General features: G+C 68.6%; 19 protein-coding genes. 7 read left to right on the plus strand and 12 right to left on the minus strand.

The annotated features are described in order from the left end of the window. Positions 1-12 precede the first annotated feature (12 nt). The 4 genes from AC07PA_RS01075 to sucC all read right to left on the minus strand — a co-directional run bounded on the left by AC07PA_RS01075 (position 13) and on the right by sucC (position 5,734). Entirely contained in the window at positions 13-2,676 is a 2,664-nt protein-coding gene (locus AC07PA_RS01075; RefSeq protein ID WP_494603847.1) for a CHASE2 domain-containing serine/threonine-protein kinase, read from the minus strand. A gap of 155 nt (positions 2,677-2,831) precedes the next feature. Then, positions 2,832-3,521, minus strand: coding sequence for a TerC family protein (locus tag AC07PA_RS01080; protein ID WP_007860713.1), 690 nt, complete (start codon positions 3,519-3,521; stop codon positions 2,832-2,834). 140 nt (positions 3,522-3,661) lie between these two features. Continuing rightward, on the minus strand, positions 3,662-4,558 hold the full coding sequence (gene sucD / locus AC07PA_RS01085) for a succinate--CoA ligase subunit alpha (protein WP_494603844.1): 897 nt from the start codon (positions 4,556-4,558) through the stop codon (positions 3,662-3,664). A 15-nt stretch (positions 4,559-4,573) separates the two neighbouring features. Further along, positions 4,574-5,734, minus strand: coding sequence for an ADP-forming succinate--CoA ligase subunit beta (gene sucC / locus AC07PA_RS01090; RefSeq protein WP_007860710.1), 1,161 nt, complete (start codon positions 5,732-5,734; stop codon positions 4,574-4,576). A gap of 191 nt (positions 5,735-5,925) precedes the next feature. Here sucC and argC point away from each other — a divergent pair, with 191 nt between their 5' ends. Next, complete coding sequence (gene argC / locus AC07PA_RS01095; protein ID WP_494603842.1) at positions 5,926-6,858, plus strand: N-acetyl-gamma-glutamyl-phosphate reductase; 933 nt, start codon at positions 5,926-5,928, stop codon at positions 6,856-6,858. On the opposite strand, the gene recX is transcribed toward argC, so the two are convergent. Both recX and recA read right to left on the minus strand, forming a co-directional pair. Then, the gene (recX, locus tag AC07PA_RS01100; protein WP_007860708.1) at positions 6,855-7,310 is read right to left on the minus strand and encodes a recombination regulator RecX; all 456 of its coding nucleotides are present in this window, start codon (positions 7,308-7,310) and stop codon (positions 6,855-6,857) included. The genes argC and recX overlap by 4 nt on opposite strands. A gap of 111 nt (positions 7,311-7,421) precedes the next feature. Continuing rightward, entirely contained in the window at positions 7,422-8,504 is a 1,083-nt protein-coding gene (gene recA, locus AC07PA_RS01105; protein WP_007860707.1) for a recombinase RecA, read from the minus strand. Positions 8,505-8,646: 142 nt separating this feature from the next. Here recA and AC07PA_RS01110 point away from each other — a divergent pair, with 142 nt between their 5' ends. Continuing rightward, positions 8,647-9,171 carry a MarR family winged helix-turn-helix transcriptional regulator gene (locus AC07PA_RS01110; protein WP_007860706.1) on the plus strand — a complete coding sequence of 175 codons (525 nt, stop codon included), beginning with the start codon at positions 8,647-8,649 and terminating at the stop codon, positions 9,169-9,171. 7 nt (positions 9,172-9,178) lie between these two features. Here the strand turns inward: AC07PA_RS01110 and AC07PA_RS01115 are convergent, their stop codons facing one another. From AC07PA_RS01115 to AC07PA_RS01125, 3 genes are all read right to left on the minus strand, one after another. After that, complete coding sequence (locus AC07PA_RS01115) at positions 9,179-9,685, minus strand: Clp protease N-terminal domain-containing protein (RefSeq protein ID WP_494603839.1); 507 nt, start codon at positions 9,683-9,685, stop codon at positions 9,179-9,181. A 17-nt stretch (positions 9,686-9,702) separates the two neighbouring features. Then, a complete protein-coding gene (locus AC07PA_RS01120) occupies positions 9,703-9,915 on the minus strand; it encodes a helix-turn-helix domain-containing protein (RefSeq protein WP_145693985.1) in 213 nt (70 codons plus the stop codon). A 66-nt stretch (positions 9,916-9,981) separates the two neighbouring features. Then, positions 9,982-10,911: a LysR substrate-binding domain-containing protein gene (locus AC07PA_RS01125; protein ID WP_007860700.1), complete on the minus strand. Its 930-nt coding sequence runs from the start codon at positions 10,909-10,911 to the stop codon at positions 9,982-9,984. Positions 10,912-11,019: 108 nt separating this feature from the next. On the opposite strand from AC07PA_RS01125, the gene AC07PA_RS01130 reads away from it, so the two are divergent. Further along, positions 11,020-11,985 (plus strand): tripartite tricarboxylate transporter substrate binding protein BugE, encoded by a 966-nt coding sequence (locus AC07PA_RS01130; RefSeq protein WP_007860698.1) that lies wholly within the window; start codon positions 11,020-11,022, stop codon positions 11,983-11,985. A 136-nt stretch (positions 11,986-12,121) separates the two neighbouring features. Further along, positions 12,122-13,051: an N-formylglutamate amidohydrolase gene (locus AC07PA_RS01135; RefSeq protein WP_494603835.1), complete on the plus strand. Its 930-nt coding sequence runs from the start codon at positions 12,122-12,124 to the stop codon at positions 13,049-13,051. A gap of 5 nt (positions 13,052-13,056) precedes the next feature. On the opposite strand, the gene AC07PA_RS01140 is transcribed toward AC07PA_RS01135, so the two are convergent. Genes AC07PA_RS01140 through AC07PA_RS01150 form a run of 3 tightly spaced genes read right to left on the minus strand, consistent with a single transcriptional unit; the run spans position 13,057 to position 16,364 of the window. Next, the gene (locus AC07PA_RS01140; RefSeq protein ID WP_494603833.1) at positions 13,057-14,253 is read right to left on the minus strand and encodes a serine hydrolase domain-containing protein; all 1,197 of its coding nucleotides are present in this window, start codon (positions 14,251-14,253) and stop codon (positions 13,057-13,059) included. A gap of 54 nt (positions 14,254-14,307) precedes the next feature. Then, positions 14,308-15,708, minus strand: coding sequence for a sensor histidine kinase (locus tag AC07PA_RS01145; protein ID WP_494603831.1), 1,401 nt, complete (start codon positions 15,706-15,708; stop codon positions 14,308-14,310). Beyond that, positions 15,705-16,364: a response regulator gene (locus AC07PA_RS01150; protein WP_494603829.1), complete on the minus strand. Its 660-nt coding sequence runs from the start codon at positions 16,362-16,364 to the stop codon at positions 15,705-15,707. The genes AC07PA_RS01145 and AC07PA_RS01150 overlap by 4 nt, the downstream gene beginning before the upstream one ends. 150 nt (positions 16,365-16,514) lie before the next feature. Here AC07PA_RS01150 and AC07PA_RS01155 point away from each other — a divergent pair, with 150 nt between their 5' ends. The 3 genes from AC07PA_RS01155 to AC07PA_RS01165 are packed head-to-tail and all read left to right on the plus strand — an operon-like array spanning position 16,515 to position 19,710. Then, entirely contained in the window at positions 16,515-17,189 is a 675-nt protein-coding gene (locus AC07PA_RS01155) for a response regulator (protein WP_007860685.1), read from the plus strand. A gap of 3 nt (positions 17,190-17,192) precedes the next feature. After that, a complete protein-coding gene (locus AC07PA_RS01160) occupies positions 17,193-18,641 on the plus strand; it encodes a sensor histidine kinase (RefSeq protein WP_145693991.1) in 1,449 nt (482 codons plus the stop codon). Positions 18,642-18,699: 58 nt separating this feature from the next. Then, a complete protein-coding gene (locus AC07PA_RS01165; protein ID WP_494603826.1) occupies positions 18,700-19,710 on the plus strand; it encodes an MBL fold metallo-hydrolase in 1,011 nt (336 codons plus the stop codon). Positions 19,711-19,747: the final 37 nt, after the last annotated feature.

Raw genomic sequence — 19,747 nt, forward strand, 5'->3', positions numbered from 1 at the left:
GCGGCACAGGCCTCATCGGGCGCTGGATGGCGGCAGTGAAGGATCCTTCTCTACAGGATATTCCATCACCGTTTCCTGAAAATCCGCCATGTCGTGCCCTGTTGCCTTGCGAGCCGCATCATAGACGACTGTCCGCTGCTTTGTGGCGCTTTCAGCGCCCACCAGCGCCGCCAGCGCACGCCGTATCTCGGCCGCAAACTGGCGCCCGGTCTGGTAACGGGCCTCGGGGCGCTTCATCATCGACAGCGCCACCACCTCGGCCACCTCGGCCGACAGCTCGGGCCGCAGCGTGCGCACATCGGGGGCCTGCACGCTGGCGATCTTGTGCATCAGCTCGGGCATGGAAGCCCCGCGCAAGGGCAGCGAGCCGGTGAGCATCTGGAACAGGGTCACGCCCAGCGAGTACAGATCCGAGCGCCCGTCCACCTTCTTGCCGGCCAGCTGTTCGGGCGACATGAAGCTCGGCGTGCCCAGCACCAGCCCCGTGCGGGTCTTGCTGGAGTCGGTGATGCGCGCGATGCCGAAGTCGGTCACCTTGACCGCGTCGGTCGCCGCGTCGAACATGACGTTGGCCGGCTTGATATCACGGTGCACCACCTGGTTGGCGTGGGCATAGTCCAGCGCCTCGGCCACGCGGGCCGCCACCGACAGCGCCAGCGGCACCGGCAGCAGGTTGCCTTCCTTGCAGAAAGGCGACAGATCGGTGCCCTTGAGGAACTCCATGGAGATGTAGGCCAGGTCATGCTCCTCGCCCGCGTCAAAGATGGTCACGATATAGGGGTGCTGCAGCCGCCCCGCCGTCTCGGCCTCACGGAAGAAGCGCGAGCGCGCGTCGATCAGCCCATCGCCCTCGAACTCCTGGCCCAGGGCCAGCGTCTTGATGGCGACCATGCGGCCGATCTTGGGATCGCGCCCCAGGTACACCACACCCATGGAGCCCTTGCCGATCTCCTTGGTGATCTCGTAGCGGCCCAGCATCGGCAGGCCGATGGTCGCGTCGCCCGGCAGGCGCGGCTTGGCGGACCCGCTGGGCATGGGCATCGGTGCCGAACTGGGCGGTGCCGTGTCAGGCTGACCCGAAACGGACTTGGCCCGGGCACGCATCTTCCGGTAGCGCAGCTTGGCATCCTTGTACTGGCGGTCATGGCGCAGGATGCGTTCGTACACCAGCTTGGCCATGGCGTAGTTGCGTTTGCGCTCGAAATCCTGGGCCAGGTGGTAGAGGTTGTCCTTGAGTGCCTCGGTCATCGGCAGGCGGCGAAAGTGCTCGAACGCCTGCTCCAGCTTGCCCTGGCCATGCAGCGCCAGGCCCAGCATGCGCCGGGACTCGGCGGCCTCGGCCGACTTCGCGCGCGAAGCACCGCCGCTGCCGCGCAACTTCAGCGCCAGCATGACAAGCTGCCCCACGGCCACGGCCAAAGCGGCTCCCAGCAGCGAGAACGACAGCAGCGCATGCTCCAGCGCCAGCCACTGGGCACCGGCCAGCGCTAGCAGCAAGGCCACGCTCACGGCCAGGCCGGCCAAGGCGCTCACCTGGGGCAGGGCCAATGCCAGGTAAACCAGGGCGACCACGATGGCCAGCCATGCCGCCGGAGCCGCCCAGTCAGGGGCCGTCACGGCATGGCCCTGCCGGATGGCCGACACCATCTGCGCCAGCACCTCCACCGGGTACAGCGACTGGCCGCCCGGCGTCACCATGGGCGCCGCCTGCGCGGCCGAGGTGAAACCCACCAGCACCGTCTTGCCCTGGAAACCGGGGGCGCCGGGCGCCGCAGAGAGCGCCTGCGCGAAGGCCGTTCGGGCAAACACCGGCTGCCCTCCTTCCGGCGCATGGAACAGGGGCCGCAGCACCGAGGTGCTGTCGGTGGCAATGCCCAGACTGCCCAGGCGCAACCAGGGCGCGCTGGCCTGCAGGCGCAGATCGGTCTGCCCCAACTGCAGGCTGCGCAGCGCCGTCAGCAGGGCGACCGATGGCACGGCGGCCTTGTCATGGGCCAGCAGCAGGGGCATGTGGCGCAGCACGCCATCCGGGTCGGGGGTCAACTGCAGGTGGCCAATCGCGGATGCCGCGGCCCCCAGCACGGCAGGAGGATGCCGCCCGGAGGCGGCAGGCACGGCATGCTCGCCCGGGTCCGCCAGCACACTGCGGCGCACGTACGACGGCAGCGCGGCAGCCGGGCCAGAGGCCGCGTACTGCGACACCAACACCACATTGCCCGCGCGCTGCAGGCTCAGGGCCAGCCGGGCATCGCCGGTCGGTGCAGCGACTTCCGCGCCGGGCACGCCTCCAGCCGCCGGTGGCTCGCCAGGCACGGCGGGGACGGGCAGGGGGCGGGCTGGCGTTTCCGGCAGCGGCATGGTGTAGACGATGGCCCGGGCGCCAGCCGCAGTGAGCTGGTCCACAAAGCGCGCGTGTACCTCGGGTTGCCAGGGCCAGGGGCCCAGGGTCTTGAAGCTGCGGTCATCGATGCCCACGACCACCAGGTCCGCCGCAGGCTCGGCCGACGCACTGCCGACGGCCGCGTCGTACATGGCCAGATCCAGCCGGTGCACCCAGCCCATCGTGCTGGCAAGGGCCACCACGACGGCGGCCACCAGTGCGCAGACAAAGCCATCGGTACGCCACCAAACCAGCTGCTGTGCCGATGTTGTTCTGCCCACTTGCGATCGATCCACGGAGGTAATGAGATACCTTTAGAAGCAATTTCCAAGCCCGGCGTCCACCAGCCCCGATCAGCCCCTTGCAGTGGTCCCAAACCCTGTGGTGGCGGGTCTTGCCTGCCGTTCTTGTCGTTGGCCTGCAGCGCCTGGCGCTGCAAATGCCATTTTTGTCAGGTCGATGCGGCGGCGCGGCTGGCGCGGCGCTGCCAGAGCTTGCCACCACCCACCACCAGGATGGCACCCAGTGCCGCAGCCACGTAGTGCAGCGACGGATGGGCGGCCACCAGGCCTTGCAGTGCCGTGTCGCCGGCGATGGTCTCGCCCGCCACCCAACCGATGAGGGCCGCGCCCAGCACCACGATCACGGGGAAACGCTCCATCAGCTTGATCATCATCGTGCTGCCGAACACCACCAGCGGAATGCTGATGGCCAGGCCCAGGACCAGCAGCGTGGTGCTGCCCTGCGCCGCCGCGGCCACGGCGATCACGTTGTCCAGGCTCATGACCAGGTCGGCCATGAGGATGGTGCGCACCGCCGCCATCAGGCTGCCATAGGTCTTGGATTCGCCCTCGTCCTCGTCGCTGTCGCTGAGCAGCTGGAAGCCGATCCACAGCAGCAGGCAGCCGCCCACGACCTGCAGGAAGGACAGCGCCAGCAGCTTGGCCGCCACCACCGTGAGCAGAACGCGCAGCACCACGGCCGCGCCCGAGCCCCAGAACACCGCCTTGCGCTGCTGCTCAGGAGGCAGCGAGCGGGCGGCCAGGGCGATCACCACCGCGTTGTCACCCGAGAGGATGATGTTGATCCAGACGATCTTGACCAGGCCGATCCAGAAATCGGCCGCTTGCAGAAATTCCATTGTCGATGACTCCACTGTTATGAATGCAAGAAGCGCCCGGAACCGGGGTTCCGGGCGCTTCTCTTTTTTGGAGCGGCCAGTGTATCGGGCGCTTGCGCCCGAAGCGTCCGTAATTGTGCTTACGAACGGATGCGCGTGGCTTACTTCAGCTGGGCCTTGAGCAGCTTGCCCAGTTCCGAGGGGTTGCGCGTGATGATGAAGCCGGACTCTTCCATGATGGCCAGCTTGGCATCGGCCGTGTCGGCACCACCGGAGATCAGCGCGCCGGCATGGCCCATGCGCTTGCCGGGAGGCGCCGTCACGCCAGCGATGAAGCCCACGATAGGCTTCCTCATGTTGGCCTTGCACCACTGGGCGGCCTCGGCTTCATCGGGTCCGCCGATTTCGCCGATCATGATCACGGCGTCGGTGTCCGGATCGTCGTTGAACGCCTTCATCACATCGATGTGCTTGAGGCCATTGATGGGGTCGCCACCAATGCCCACGGCGCTCGACTGGCCCAGGCCCACTTCGGTCAGCATGGCCACGGCTTCGTAGGTCAGAGTGCCGGAACGGCTCACCACGCCGATGCGGCCCTTGCGGTGGATATGACCGGGCATGATGCCGATCTTGATCTCGTCGGGCGTGATCAGGCCGGGGCAGTTGGGGCCCAGCAGCAGGGTCTTCTTGCCACCGGCGGCTTCCTTGGCCTTCATCTTGTTGCGCACTTCGAGCATGTCGCGCACGGGGATGCCTTCGGTGATGCAGATGGCCAGGTCCAGGTCGGCTTCGACGGCTTCCCAGATCGCGGCAGCAGCGCCTGCGGGCGGCACGTAGATCACCGACACGGTGGCGCCGGTCTGCGTCGCAGCTTCCTTGACGGAGGCGTAGATCGGGATGTTGAAGATCGACTCGCCGGCCTTCTTGGGGTTCACGCCTGCCACGAAGGCGTTCTTGCCGTTCGCGTATTCCTGGCACTTTTCAGTGTGGAACTGGCCCGTCTTGCCCGTGATGCCCTGGGTGATGACCTTGGTGTCTTTGTTGATGTAGATCGACATGTGTGTTCTCCGGGCTTACTTGACGGCAGCAACGATCTTGGTCGCAGCTTCGGCCATGGTGTCTGCGGCGATGATGGGCAGGCCGGACTCGGCCAGCATCTTCTTGCCCAGCTCTTCGTTGGTGCCCTTCATGCGCACGACCAGCGGCACGTTCAGGTTCACGGCCTTGCAGGCGGTGATCACGCCGGTGGCGATGGTGTCGCACTTCATGATGCCGCCGAAGATGTTGACCAGGATGCCTTCGACCTTGGGGTTCTTGAGCATGATCTTGAAGGCTTCGGTGACCTTCTCGGGGGTGGCACCGCCGCCCACATCCAGGAAGTTGGCCGGCTCGCCGCCGAACAGCTTGATGGTGTCCATGGTGGCCATGGCCAGGCCGGCACCGTTCACCAGGCAGCCGATGTTGCCGTCCAGGCTGATGTAGGCCAGGTCGAACTTGGAAGCTTCCACTTCGGCCGGATCTTCTTCGTCCAGGTCACGGAAGGCCACGATCTCGGGGTGGCGGAACAGCGCGTTGGCGTCGAAGTTGAACTTCGCGTCCAGGGCCATCAGGTCACCCTTGGAGTCGCAGTTCAGCGGGTTGATTTCCACCAGCGACGCATCGGTTTCCATGTAGCACTTGTAGATCTTCGCGAAGATGTCCAGGGCCTGGTCAACTGAAGCACCGGTCAGGCCGATGGCTGCAGCCACCTTCTTGCCTTGCTCGGGGGTGATGCCGGTCAGGGGATCGATCATCTCGGTGATGATCTTCTCGGGCGTGGAGTGGGCCACTTCCTCGATGTCCATGCCGCCTTCGCTCGAAGCGATCAGGGCGACCTTCTGCGTGGCGCGGTCGGTGACCAGCGAGACGTACAGTTCGTTCTTGATGTCGGCGCCGTCTTCGATGTACAGGCGGCGGACCTTCTGGCCTTCGGGGCCGGTCTGGTGCGTCTTGAGCTGCATGCCCAGGATCTCACCGGAGATGCGCTTGACGTCTTCAATGGTCTTGGCGACCTTGACGCCGCCGCCCTTGCCACGGCCACCGGCGTGGATCTGGGCCTTGACGACCCACACGGGGCCGCCGAGTTTCTGGGCTGCTTCGACGGCTTCTTGCACCGTGAACGCGGGAATGCCACGCGGAACGGGCACACCAAAATTGCGCAAGATTTCCTTGCCTTGGTATTCGTGAATCTTCATGAGGTCTCTCTCAGGGAAGGGTGGTATTTACCCGTTTACCATGAACAGGTGTCTGGCCGCGGGCTTGGGGCATGGCAACCTTCGACTGTATCATGCTGCGACGCACCATCCCTTGTGCCTAACACGTACAGCGTTTACGTCCATCCATTCTTACCCGGCAGTCCACGCTGCCAGACCAGCAGGAGCAACCCATGTCCAGAGTCTTTATTGATGGCGAAGCCGGCACCACGGGCCTGCAGATCCGCGAGCGCCTGCAGGCCACGCCCGAGGTCGAGCTGGTCAGCATCGCGCCCGAGCTGCGCAAGGACCCCGCCGCCAAGCGCGAGCTGATCGCCGGCGTGGACCTGGTGGTGTTGTGCCTGCACGACGACGCCGCGCGCGAGACCGTGGCCATGGTGGACGGTATCGAGCAGGCCGGCGGCCGCAAGATCAAGATCATCGACGCCAGCACCGCGCACCGCATCGCGCCCGGCTGGGTGTTCGGCTTTCCCGAACTCACCGCCGGCCAGCCCGAGGCCGTGGCCGCCGCCACGCGCGTGGCCAACCCCGGCTGCTATGCCACGGGCGCCATCGCCCTGTTGCGCCCCCTGGTCGACGCCGGCCTCATCCCTGCGGACTTCCCGCTGGCCCTGCCCTCGGTCAGTGGCTATTCGGGCGGCGGGCGCACCATGATCGAGGCCTACCAGAAAGGCGAGGCCCCGCTGTTCGAGCTGTATGCCCTGGGCCTGGCGCACAAGCACCTGCCCGAGATCATGCGCTACACCGGCATCACGCGCCGGCCCATCTTCGTGCCCTCGGTGGGGAATTTCGAGCAGGGCATGCTGGTGCAATTGCCCCTGCACCTCGACACCCTGCCTGGCGCCCCCAAGGCCAGCGACCTGCACGACGCGCTGGCCGCCCACTACGCCAAGAGCAACACGCCCGAGCAGTGGGTCAGCGTGCTGCCGGCCACGGCCGACGGCAAGCTCGATGCCCTGGCGCTCAACGACACCAACAAGCTGGAGCTGCGCGTGTTCGCCAACGAGACCTACCGCCACGCGGTGCTGGTGGCGCGCCTCGATAACCTGGGCAAGGGCGCCAGCGGCGCCGCGGTGCAGAACCTCAAGCTGATGCTGGGCATCTAAACTTCATCATCCCCCACGCCGCGCACCACGCGGCGCACCACATCGCTGGAAAAACCGCGCGCCATCAGGAACCTGACCTGCTTGGCGCGCCCCTGGGGATCGGCAGCCGGCTCGCCGAAGCGGCGCCGCCACACCTCGCGGGCGCGGGCCAGCTCCGTGTCCTGCAGCTGTGCCAGGGCCTGCTGCACGGCCTCGCCGCCGATGCCCTTGGACTGCAGCTCCTGGCGGATGCGCGCCGCGCCCATGCGGCCTGCGCGCTGGTGCACCACCGAGGCCACCACACGCTCCTCGCTGATGAAGTCCCTGGCCTCCAGCTCGTTCAGCACGGCCTCGAGGTCCTCGCCCTCCTGCACATGCGGGCGCAGCTTGCGCAGCAGCTCGGCGCGCGAGTGCTCGCGCTGGCCCAGCAGCCGCAGCGCACGGCCCTTCAGGGAAACGGTGTCAAAGCCCATGGGTTTGGTTGGCAGGCAGCCAGGCAATGGTCCAATGCACAGCGGCCATTGCCGCAATACTGCGCAATGGCCGCCCAGGTGTGTTGCGGTGGCGCCCAATGCGCCGCCGCATCACTCGTCCGAATCGCCTGCCGGGGCAGCCGCTTGCAGCCCGTCGGGCAGCAGCGCAATGCCCAGCCCTTCGCGCACCTTGTTCTCGATCTCGCGGGCGAGGTCGGGGTTCTCGCGCAGGAACTCGCGCGCGTTGTCACGGCCCTGGCCGATCTTCTCGCCGTTGTAGGCGTACCAGGCGCCCGACTTCTCGACGATCTTGGCCGTCACGCCCATGTCGATGATCTCGCCCTCGCGGCTGATGCCCTCACCGAACAGGATGTCGAACTCGGCCGTCTTGAAGGGCGGGCTCACCTTGTTCTTGACCACCTTGACCTTGGTCTCGTTGCCGATGGCTTCGTCGCCCTTCTTGATGGTGCCGGTGCGGCGGATGTCCAGGCGCACCGAGGCGTAGAACTTGAGCGCATTGCCGCCGGTGGTGGTTTCGGGGCTGCCGAACATCACGCCGATCTTCATGCGGATCTGGTTGATGAAGATGACCGTGCAGTTGGTCTTCTTGATCGTGGCCGTGAGCTTGCGCAGCGCCTGGCTCATCAGGCGGGCCTGCAGGCCCGGCAGGGCATCGCCCATCTCGCCTTCGATTTCGGCCTTGGGCGTGAGCGCGGCGACCGAGTCGATGACGATCAGGTCCACGGCGCCCGAGCGCACCAGGCTGTCCACGATTTCCAGGGCCTGCTCACCCGTGTCGGGCTGGCTGATCAGCATGTCGGACAGCTGCACGCCGAGCTTCTGGGCGTACTGCACGTCCAGCGCGTGCTCGGCGTCCACGAAGGCGCAGGTACCACCCAGTTTTTGCATCTCGGCAATCACCTGCAGGGTGAGCGTGGTCTTGCCCGAGGATTCCGGGCCGTAGATCTCGACCACACGGCCACGTGGCAGTCCGCCCACGCCCAGGGCGATGTCCAGACCCAGCGAGCCGGTGGAGACGACCTGGATGTCCTCGATCACCTCGCCTTCGCCCAGGCGCATGATGGTGCCCTTGCCGAATTGCTTCTCGATCTGGGCGAGCGCAGCCGCCAGCGCCTTGGCCTTTTCGGTGTTGACGGGGAGGGGGGGATTGGTGCCTTTGACTGCGACGTCCATGAAAAAACTCCTTGAGAAACAACGGGTTGGGTGTTTGCACTTCGTCTGCAATTAACTACAGGCTGGATGCTTGAACAGTAGTTTATGCGAGTCGTTGCACGGCAGCAATGCACTATTTAGTCAGTTTGCCTGACAATATTACATGCCTGATTTCTTGCCTGCGGCACCGCCGCCCACCCCCGCCGAGGACGGCTGGCGCCAGACCCACCTGGGTCGCCTGCTCGGCCATGCCATGCGCCGCTTCGACGCCCGGGTGCTGCAGCTCATGGCGCACAACGTGGAGGTGCCGCTGGCGCTGTCCAATCTGGCCGCGCGCGACCAGGTGAGTGCGGCGCACGTGCACATCACGCGCCATCTGGCGCTGCAGGGCGACCGTCTGACCGATCTGGCCCAGCGCGCCGGCATGACCAAGCAGGCCATGGCCACCCTGGTGGACCAGTGCGAGGCCTGGGGCCTGGTCACGCGCGCGGCGGACCCGCTGGACGCGCGCGCGCGCCGCGTGTGCTTCACCTCCACAGGCCTGGCGTGGCTGCAGGCCTTTCGCGATGCGGTGGCCCAGGCCGAGGCGGAGTTCCGCAGCGAGGTGGGCAAGGACGTGGCCACGGTGGTGGCCATCGGGCTGGAGGCCTATGCAGGCGGCGATGCCGCCGGCATGCAGGCGCCGTGAACCCCGCTCAGGCGGCCGACGGCACCTGGGCCCGGGCGGCAGCCACCAGCCTCGCGGCATCGATCCCCAGGGCCCGCAGCGTGCGCGCGGCCACGCCCTGCGGCATGGCCGCGATGGCGGCCACCACATGCGCCCCCAGCAAGGGGCCCGTCTGCTCCTTGCTCGAACGGGCGAGGGCCTGCACCAGTTCCTGGCCCGAGGGCTGGGCGCGGTAGAGGCCGGCCGCCGCAGGGGCGTCCAGAGCGGCCGCGGGCGCCAAAGGGCCTTGCACGCCCACGGCCTGCAAGGCCTCACGGTACTGGCGCTCGATGGCCTCACCCACGGCCGCCGGATCGGCACCGACACTCTCGAAGGCACGCCGCGCCGAGCCGTCGGGCAGGTCCATGGCAGCGAGCAGAAAGTGCTCGGCGCCCGGCGCGGGCTGGCCACGCGAACGGGCATGGGCCTCGGCATCCGTGCACAGCCGGCTCAAGGTGCGCATGCTCTGGAAACGGTGCTGCAGCTTGCGGAACATGGTGGAACTCCTTTGTCTCAGGATCGGGGAACATGGGCGGACAGCCGCTTGTGCGCGGCCTGCTTGCTGACACCCAGCGCCTGCGCGATCTGCGCCCAGGACCAGCCCTGCCGCAGCGCCGCAGCGACGGCATTGGCTTCGAGCCGGTCGGCCATCTGGCGCAAGGCCACCACGGAAGCGAGCGCGGCTTCGGGATCTTCGGGCGAAGGAAGGGAAGGGGGTGCCTGCATGACGTCAACTGTAGTTGACGATTCGAAATCCGTCAACAACAGTTGACGTCGGGCCAGCCAAGGTGCCTATGCAGGCGGCAGCAGTGCAGCGGCGGACGCAGGCTCGGCACAGGCCAGCAGCCACTGGCGGAACTGCTGCAGGGTCTGCAGCTGGTTGCGCCCCTCGGGATAGCAGAACCAGTAGCCCACCTCGCTCTGGTAGCCGCAGCCGGGCAGGGGCTCGCGCACCAGGCCGCTGGTGATCTCGTCCTGCACCAGGCAGCGCGGCACCAGTGCCAGGCCCATGCCGGCCATCACCGCACGGATCATCGACTGGAACTGGTCGAACTGCGGGCCGGCCAGCGGGTTGAGCCCCTGCACCCCATGCGTTTCGCTCCAGCGCAGCCAGGCCTCGGGCACCGTGACATGGCGCAGCAAGGTGTGGCGCGCCACATCGCGCGGGTGGTCGATGGCCCAGTCCGCCACGCGGGTGCGCGGTGCGATCAGCGCCACGTCCTGACCCGTGAGGTAGTGGGCATGGGCTCCAGGCCAGTGGCCGTCGCCGAAGAGGATGGCGCAATCGAGCTCGGGCCGCTCGAAGTTGTAGCTGTGCACATAGGGCACGAAGTGCAGCGTGACCTGCGGGTGCTGCTGCTGGAACTGCGGCAGCCGCGGGATGAGCCACTTGGCCGCGAAGGTCGGCAGGCTCGACAGGTGCAGCGCGCCACCCCCATCGTCGCTGGTGATCAGCTCCAGCGTGGCCGCTTCGAGCTGCGCGAGCACGGCGCGCACGGCCTTTTCATAGCGCTCGCCCGCCGGGGTCAGGGCCAGGCGCTTGCGGCTGCGCTCGAACAGCGGCACACCCACCCAGCCCTCCAGCTCCTTGACCTGCTTGCTCACAGCGCTCTGGGTCAGGTGCAGCGCTTCGGCTGCGCGCGAGACGCCCCCGAACCGGGTCACGGTGGAGAACGCACGCAGCAGGTGCAGGGGTGGAGACAGGCGGCGAAGAGACGACATAGTAAGTTCTCAAATCATTCCATATTGGAATGTTATCAGGCACATCCATTGCTTGGTAGAGGGTACCGGATCCATTAACCTCAAAGCCCCTCCATAGGAAAACCGCCCATGAAACGCCGTCATCTGCTCACCACCCTGGCTGCCGCATCTTTCGTTCCTGGAATATCCCTGGCGCAAGATGCCAAGCCCCTGCGCATCGTCGTGCCCTTTCCGCCCGGGGGTGCCACCGACATCACCGTGCGCGCACTGCAGGAGTCGCTGGTGCGCATCCTCAAGCAACCCGTGGTGCTGGACAACCGCGCCGGCGCAGGCGGATCCATTGGCATGGCCGAGGTGGCGCGCGCCCCGGCCGACGGCCTCACGCTGGGCGTGGCCACCTTGTCCACCCATGGCGTGAACCCGGCCGTGTACAGCAAGCTGCCCTACAACCCGATCAAGGATTTCGTGGGCGTGACCGAGATCGTCAAGGCCCCCGGCGTGGTCGTGGTGAATCCGACCGCACTGCCCGTCAAGGACTTCGCCGACCTGGTGAAGTACCTCAAGGCCAACCCCGGCCGCGTGTCGTTCGCGACGCCCGGCAACGGCACCATCGGCCATATGTGGGGCGAGCTGTTCAAGAGCAGCACGGGCACCTCCATGGTGCACATCCCCTACCGTGGTGCAGGCCCGGCCATCAACGACGTGCTGGCCGGACAAGTGGCCGTGTACTTCGACCAGGTGGCCTCCTCGCTGCCGCACATCAAGGCCGGCAAGCTCAAGGCGCTGGCGGTCTCGTGGCCCACGCGGCTTGACGTGCTGCCCGACGTCCCCACCTATGCACAGCTGGGTTTTGCCAACAACAACGACCCGTCGTGGTTCGGCCTGGTGGCCCCTGCGGGCACGCCCGCGGCCGCCGTGGACCGCATCCAGCAGGCCGTGGCCCAGGCATTGCAGGAACCTGCGGTGCGCGAGCGCCTGGCCGGCCAGGGCCTGTACCCCTCGGGCACCACGCCCAAGGACTTCTCGGCCCAGCTGGTGCGCGAGATCGAGAAGATGAAGCGCGTGGCGGCCTACGCCAGGATCGCGCTGGACTGATTTTCCCCAGGTCCCCGACAGGGGGCCTGCAAAGGCCCTAGCTGGTGAGGCCCATGGCATCCCTTCAGGGATAACCATAGTCTCCAACCGGTCCGGGCGGCTAGGCCAGCCGCCCCTTATTGCGCACACTCTGCCTATGCATGCCGCTTTGAAACTGATCAACCGACGATTCCAGCAGGCCCAGCCCGGTGCCACCGGTTCCCCCGGCACCCCGCTGGCGCCTGCGACAACCTTCACCTACCTGCCCGGCACCACCGCCCTGGTGCTCGACTCGCCGCACAGCGGCACCCGCTACCCCGACGATTTCGGCTCCGCCTGCGAGCTGCCCACGCTGCGCCGCGCCGAAGACACCCACGTCGAAAAGATCTACGACTTCGCCCCGCCGCTGGGCGTGGCCTGGGTCGAAGCCCACTTCCCGCGCATCTACCTCGATGCCAACCGCGACACCACCGAACTCGACACCACGCTGCTCGACGGTGAGTGGCCCGACCCCATCTCCACCGACCCGCGCGTGCTCTCCAAGGTGCGTCTGGGCAAGGGCCTGATCTGGAAGTTCACCGACGAAGGCGAACCCATCTACCAGCGCCTGCTCACGGTGGACGAGGTGCGCGCGCGCATCGAGCGCTGCTGGCGCCCCTACCACGGCGCGGTGCAGCAGGCCATCGATGCCGCGCACGCACGCCACGGCTACAGCATCCACATCAACTGCCACTCCATGCCCGCCGTGGCCGCCAGCCACGCCACCGACTTCCCGGGCCTGGTGCATGCCGACTTCGTGGTCGGGGACCGCGACGGCACCACCGCCAGCCCCGCCCTCTCGGCCCTGGTCTGCGAACACCTGCGCGGCTGCGGCTACAGCGTGGAGCACAACCACCCCTACAAGGGCGTGGAGCTGGTGCGCCGCTACAGCGACCCGGCTGCGCACCGCCACAGCATCCAGCTCGAGATCAACCGCCGGCTGTACATGGACGAGACCACCCTGGCCCAGCACCCAGAGGGCATGGCACGGCTGCGCACCGACCTGCGGGCGCTGGTGGACAAGCTGCTGGCCCACGACCCGCGCTGACCCCTTCAGGAAAGCAGCCCGGTGACCGCCTGGAACAGCCGCGGCAGGCCATCCCCGGCGACGGCGTTGGAATGGGCCAGGCCGGCACGGGATCCGTCCAGGGCCACGACGGAGACGGCCTGGAATCCCAGCGTCTGCCCGGTGTGCACCAGCCACCCCGAACCCTGCTCGGTCTGCGCCACCCAGCCCAGCACATAGTTGTCGGCCGGTGTGCGGCCCAGCCCCTGCAGCGCCTGCACATAGCTTCGGGGCAGGGGTGTGGCCTCGCCGCGCAGGGCCCGCAGGTGCCACTGCAGCCACAGGGCATCGTCGCGCACGGCCAGGCTCACCGCTCCGGCGGGTTCCAGGATCTCGAACCAGGCCCGCTCCGGCGCCTCGGGCAGGGCCTGGGGCTGCAGGCGCCCACCCACGACCTCGTGGCCCTGGGGCTGGTGGCCCCCATGGCGCAGGGGGGCACCCACGAACAGGGCCAGGCCCAGGGGTTGGGCAACGCGCTGGCGCAGCAGGTCTGCCCAGCCGAGGCCCGTGGCAGCGCGCAGCATCCGGGCCGCCAGTGCATAGCCGGCGTTGGAGTAGGCATAGCCCGGCAACGCCCCCGTGGCAGGGATGGGCGGCTGCTGCAGCAGCCAGCGCAGAAAGAACGCCTCGACCTCGGCAGGCTGCTGCAGCCCCACCAGCACCGGCTCCCCGGCCTGCTGCTCGAACAGGCCAATGTCCGCCGGGGCCGTGAAGGCCATGACACCGGCACGGTGGTCCAGCAGAGCCCGCAGCGTGATGTGGCGGTAGGCGGGTAGCGCGTCGCGGGCCAGTTCAGGCAGCACCTGCGCCAGCGTGCTGTCCCAGCGCAGCAGCCCCTGGTCCACCACGCTGGCCGCCACGCAGGCCGTCATGGCCTTGGTGTTGGAGCCGATGGCCATCAGGTCGCCTGGCTCCAGCAGTGCACGGCCCCCCAGGCGGCGCAGGCCGGCCACCGCCGTGCGGACCTCACGGACATCGGCCCAGCCCACGGCGGTGCCGACCAGCCCCTCGGTCACCAGATCGCTGGCGCGGGACTGCAGGCCCGCCTGTTCCGGATCGAGAAGGAGGGGCTCACCCCCACTGCCCCCACAGGCGGTGAGCAGGGTACCCAGCCCCACGAAGGCCAGCCACTGGCGGCGAGGGAGGGCGGCACGGGGCGCCGCGGGAAGGATCGGAAGCTGCATGGCATCTCGTACAAAAAAAGAAGATGCCCGATTGTTGGAACCCGAACCTTGGGCTCAGCCAAAGGCCGTGGGCCAGCGCAGCGTGAACCCCACGCCGCGCCCGTGCAGGCCCGGCCCCAGGGTGACGCTGCCGCCCAGGTGGGCCACGGCCTGCTGCGCGATGGTGAGCCCCAGGCCCGATCCGCTGCTGCGCGCGCGCGGCGAGCGCCAGAAGCGCTCGAACACCTGCGCCTGTTCGTCCACACCGATGCCCGGCCCGTCGTCCGCAATCCAGACCACCACCTCCGCGCCCTCCTGCGTGGCCCGCACCAGCACCTCGCGCCCGGCGCCTGGCCCGCATCCATGCCGCAGGGCGTTGTCCAGCACATTGCCCAGCGCCGACCACAGCAGCTGGCGGTCAAGCGGCAGCACCCAGCGTTCCGGTGCCTCCAGGGACAGTTCCACGCCCAGGCCGTCGGCCCAGGGGCTGCGCTGCACCACGCAATCCTGGAGCAGGGCCACCAGGTCCAGTGGGCCCGCCCGCAGGCTGGGGGACTCCTCCAGTGCCGCCAGGGTGAGCAATTGCTCGCTCAGGTGTGCTGCACGCTGCAGGGCCTGCACCAGGGCGTCGGCGGCCTGCGCGCGCACCGGCCCCTCCGGTGCCTGCAGCAGGACATGGGCCTGGGCGGCGATCACCGCCATCGGCGTGCGCAATTCGTGGGCAGCGTCGTGCACCAGGGCTTTCTCACGCGCCAGGTGCCCGCGCAGCCGGCCCAGCAAGGCGTCGAAGGCCTGGGCCAGCCCCCGCAACTCCCGCTCGACCGGCAGGTTCTGCAAGGGCCGCAGGTCCTGCGCCGAGCGCGCGGCAATCTGCGCCCCCAGCCTTTCCAGCGGGCGCAGGCCGGTGCGCACGGCCAGCCACAAGGGCAGGCCCACCAGGGGCAGCGCCAGCAGCACCGACATCGCCAGGTCTTCGCCCATGAAGCCCAGCAGGCGCGCATCGGACAGGCGCGGCTCGGCCACCAGCACGCGCCAGGCGCCGGCGGATTCCCAGGCCGCCCAGTAGGTTCGGCCGGCAATCTCCATGGGCGCATGGCCCGACGGCCCGGCCAGGGCCACCCCGGGCACGTCGGCAGCGCTGCTGTGCACCAGCCGTCCCTGCGCGTCCTGCAGTTGCAGCACGACTGTATCGCCCTGCAGCAGGGCCACGTCGGTGCGCATGGCATTCAGGGCCTGGGCCATGCCGCGCACGAGCGCCCGCGCCTCGACCACATCGGGCATGGCCTTCAGAGGGACCGCCAGGCCCTGGGCCAGCTGGCGCACCCCCGGGTTGCTGTCCATCGCTGCGTAGTGGTTGCGAGCCTCCTGGGCCAGCAGCACCAGCCATACCAGCGCCATGGCCGCCAGCAGGGCCTGCAAGGTCCGGCGCGTGAGGCTGGGGCCCCACCAACGTGGCCGCAGCGCCGGCGCCGTCATGGCTGTTGCAGCCGGTAGCCGACGCCGCGCACGGTGGCGATGCGCTCCGCGCCGATCTTCTTGCGCAGGTTGGAGACATGCACCTCCAGCGTGGCGGCGTCCAGGGCATCGCCCAGCGGTTCGAGCCGCTGGGCCAGCACGTTCTTGGCGATCACCGTGCCGGGCTCGCGCGCCAGCTCCAGCAGCAGCCGGAATTCGCGCGGCGACAGCGCCAGGGGTACCTCGTCGAGCCAGGCTTCGTGCCGCCGCGGTGCGATCCGCAGGGCGCCCAGCATCCACTCGTCGCTGGTCTGCCGGGCGCTGCGCCGCAGCACGGCATGCAGCCGGGACAGCAGCTCGGGCACATGGAAGGGCTTGAGCACATAGTCATCGGCCCCGCCGTCCAGGCCGTCGATCCGGTCCTGCAGCGCCGTGCGGGCGGTGATGACGATCACGGGCAGCGCCAGGCCAGCGCGGCGCCAGCGGCGCAGCAGCGCCATGCCCTGGCCGTCGGGCAAGGTCAGGTCGAGCAGCACCGCGGCCACCTCGTCGGCATCGGGCACGGGCGGCGTCGCCGCCGCGCTGCGCAGCCATTGCACGGTGAAGCCATCGAGCTGCAGGGCCTGCAGCAGCGCCTGCCCCAGGTCCAGGTCGTCCTCGATGAGCAGGATGTGCATGGCGCGCATTGTCCATGCGCCAGGCTTGCACCCAGCCAAAGGCCGCGCGCTTTCGGCGCCAACCGGCGAGGGCCGGCACTGAACCGATGGCACGCCCTAGAATCCAACCCAAGAACCTGCCCTACAGGCCGCCCACCAGGAGACACCCGCATGCGCATCCTCATTGCCGAAGACGACCAGGTGCTGGCCGATGGCCTGCTGCGCACCTTGCGCAGCTCCGGTGCCGTGGTGGACCACGTGGCCAGCGGCAGCGAGGCCGATGCCGCGCTGCTGACCAACAACGAGTTCGACCTCCTGATCCTGGACCTGGGCCTGCCGCGCATGCACGGGCTGGAGGTGCTCAAGAAGCTGCGCAGCCGGGGTTCGGCCCTGCCGGTGCTGATCCTCACCGCGGCCGACAGCGTGGAAGAGCGCGTCAAGGGCCTGGATTTCGGCGCCGACGACTACATGGCCAAGCCCTTCAGCCTGCAGGAGCTCGAAGCGCGCGTGCGCGCCCTCACGCGCCGCGGCATGGGCGGCACCAGCAGCGCCATCAAGCATGGCCCGCTGGTCTACGACCAGGCCGGCCGGGTGGCCACCATCGACGGCAAGATGGTGGAGCTGTCCGCGCGCGAGCTCGGCCTGCTGGAGGTGCTGCTGCAGCGCGCCGGGCGCCTGGTGAGCAAGGAGCAACTGGTCGAGCGCCTGTGCGAATGGGGCGAGGAGGTGAGCAACAACGCCATCGAGGTCTACATCCACCGCCTGCGCAAGAAGATCGAGCGCGGCCCGATCCGCATTGCCACTGTGCGCGGCCTGGGTTACTGCCTCGAAAAGATCCCGGGCTAGTCCTTGAAAATCTTCCAGCGCGAGCAGCGCTCCCTGTTCGGCGAGATCCTGGACTGGATGCTCACCCCGCTGCTGCTGCTGTGGCCCGTGAGCCTGGCGCTGACCTGGCTGGTGGCCCAGGGCCTGGCCAACAAGCCGTTCGACCGGGCGCTGGAGTACAACGCCCATGCCCTGGCCCAGCTCGTGGGCGTGCAAAAAGGGGCCGTGCAGTTCAACCTGCCCCAGCCGGCCAGCGAAATCCTGCGTGCCGACGATTCCGACGTGGTGTACTACCAGGTCAAGGGCGTGGGCGGCGAGTTCCTCTCGGGCGAGCGCGAACTGCCGGCACCCCCTTCCGACGAAGTGCCCATGCCCGGCGAGGTGCGGTTGCGCGATGCCGAGCTGCGCGGCATCGACATCCGCGTGGCCTACATCTGGGTGCGCCTGCCCCTGAAGGACAGCCCCCTGGCGCTGGTGCAGGTGGCCGAGACGCGCGAGAAGCGCAGCGTGCTGGCCACCGAGATCATCAAGGGCGTGATGCTGCCGCAGTTCGTGATCCTGCCGCTGGCGGTGCTGCTGGTGTGGCTGGCGCTGGCGCGCGGCATCCAGCCGCTGAACCAGCTCGAGCAGCGCATCCGCGCGCGCAACCCCGACGACCTGTCACCGCTGGACGACCGCACCGTGCCGCTGGAGGTGGCGCCCCTGGTCTCCTCGGTGAACGACCTGCTCACGCGCCTGCACGATTCGCTGGCCACGCAAAAGCGCTTCCTGGCCGATGCGGCGCACCAGCTCAAGACCCCGCTGGCAGGCCTGCGCATGCAGGCCGACCTGGCCCAGCGCGAGGGCACCAGCACCGAGGAGCTCAAGCGCTCGCTGCAGCAGATCGGGCGCTCCAGCATCCGCGCCACGCACACCGTCAACCAGCTGCTGGCCCTGGCGCGCGCCGAGGGCAGCGGCGTGGGCTTTGCACGCCAGCCCTGCGACCTGGCGCGCCTGGCCATCGAGGTGGTGCGCGACTCGGTGCCGCGCGCGCTCGAAAAACGCATCGACCTGGGCTACGACGGGGCCGAGCCCGGCTCGCCCGGCGTCTGGGTGGACGGCAACCCCACGCTGCTCAAGGAACTGGTGCGCAACCTGGTGGACAACGCGCTCAACTACACCCCGTCGGCACCCGACCGGCCCGGCGTGGTGACCGCGCGCGTGCTGGCCGACACCTTCGGCCGGGTGCTGCTGCTGCAGGTGGAGGACTCGGGCCCGGGCGTGCCCGAATCCGAGCGCGATCTGGTCTTCCAGCCCTTCTACCGCGCGCTCGGCAGCGACGCCGACGGCTCGGGCCTGGGCCTGCCCATCGTGCTGGAGATCGCGCGCAAGCACGGGGCCGAGGTGCAGCTCGAAGACGCCCACCCAGGCATGCAGCCGCCAGGGGCACGTTTCAGCGTGCGCTTTGCAGCCAGCGAGCACGCCCCCACCTGAGCAAGCACCGGGAACGCCAGTCCAAGGCACCATGCAACCCCCTTCCGCCAGAGACCCCATGCCCCCTTCCGCTTCGCCGCCGCGCCGCTTTCGCAACACCGATGCCCAGGTCGTGATCGGCAACTTCCCCTGGTACGAGATGGCCTGGCGCTCGCTGCGCGGTGATTTCAAGCCGCGCACCGAGCCCGCCGGGGGTTACGCACGCTTCGTGCGCGACTGGACCCAGCCCGTGGACCATGCGCTGCTGGCGCAGCGGCACGGGGCGCCGGTGGTGACCTGGCTGGGCCATGTCTCCATGCTGCTGCAGGTGGCGGGCCTGAATGTGCTGATCGACCCCACGCTGGCCAGCCATGCCGGGCCGCTGGGCCGTTTTGGCGCGCCGCGGCGCGTACCGCCACCGCTCACGCCCGAGCAGCTGCCGCGCATCGACGCGGTGCTGGTCTCGCACAACCACTACGACCACCTGTGCAGCGCCACCTTGAAGCGTTTGCGCGCAGCGGGGCAAAACCCGCGCTTCATCGTGCCCCTGGGGCTCAGGGACTGGTTCCTGCGCCGCGGGATGGACAACACCACGGAGCTCGGCTGGTGGGACAGCGTGGAGCTGGCGCCCGGTGTGCGCGTGCACTTCACCCCGGCCCAGCACTGGAGCCGGCGCAGCCTGAACGACACCAATGCCTCGCTGTGGGGCGGCTACCTGCTGGAATGGAACCGGCCCGGTGCGGCGCAGCCCTGGCGCTTCCTGTTCCCGGGCGACACGGGCTACAGCGGCGATTTCAAGGCCATCCGCCAGCGCCTGGGCGCCGTGGACTTCCTGGCCCTGCCGATCGGCGCCTACCTGCCGCGCGACTTCATGAAGCCCATGCACGTGAACCCCGAGGATGCCGTGCAGCTGATGCTGGACGTCGAGGCGCGCCAGGCCATGGGCGTGCACTGGGGCACCTTTGCACTCACCCAGGAGGCCTTCGACCACCCGCCGCGCGACCTGGCCGCGGCGCTGGCCGAGCGCGGCGTGCCGGCCGAGCGCGTCTGGCTGCTGCGGCACGGGGAGACGCGGGCGATCCCGCTGTAGCCAGGGCGCCGCACCAGGCGGCCCTCAGAGCCTGTTC

It is taken from the genome of Acidovorax sp. GW821-FHT09B03 (assembly GCF_059418305.1).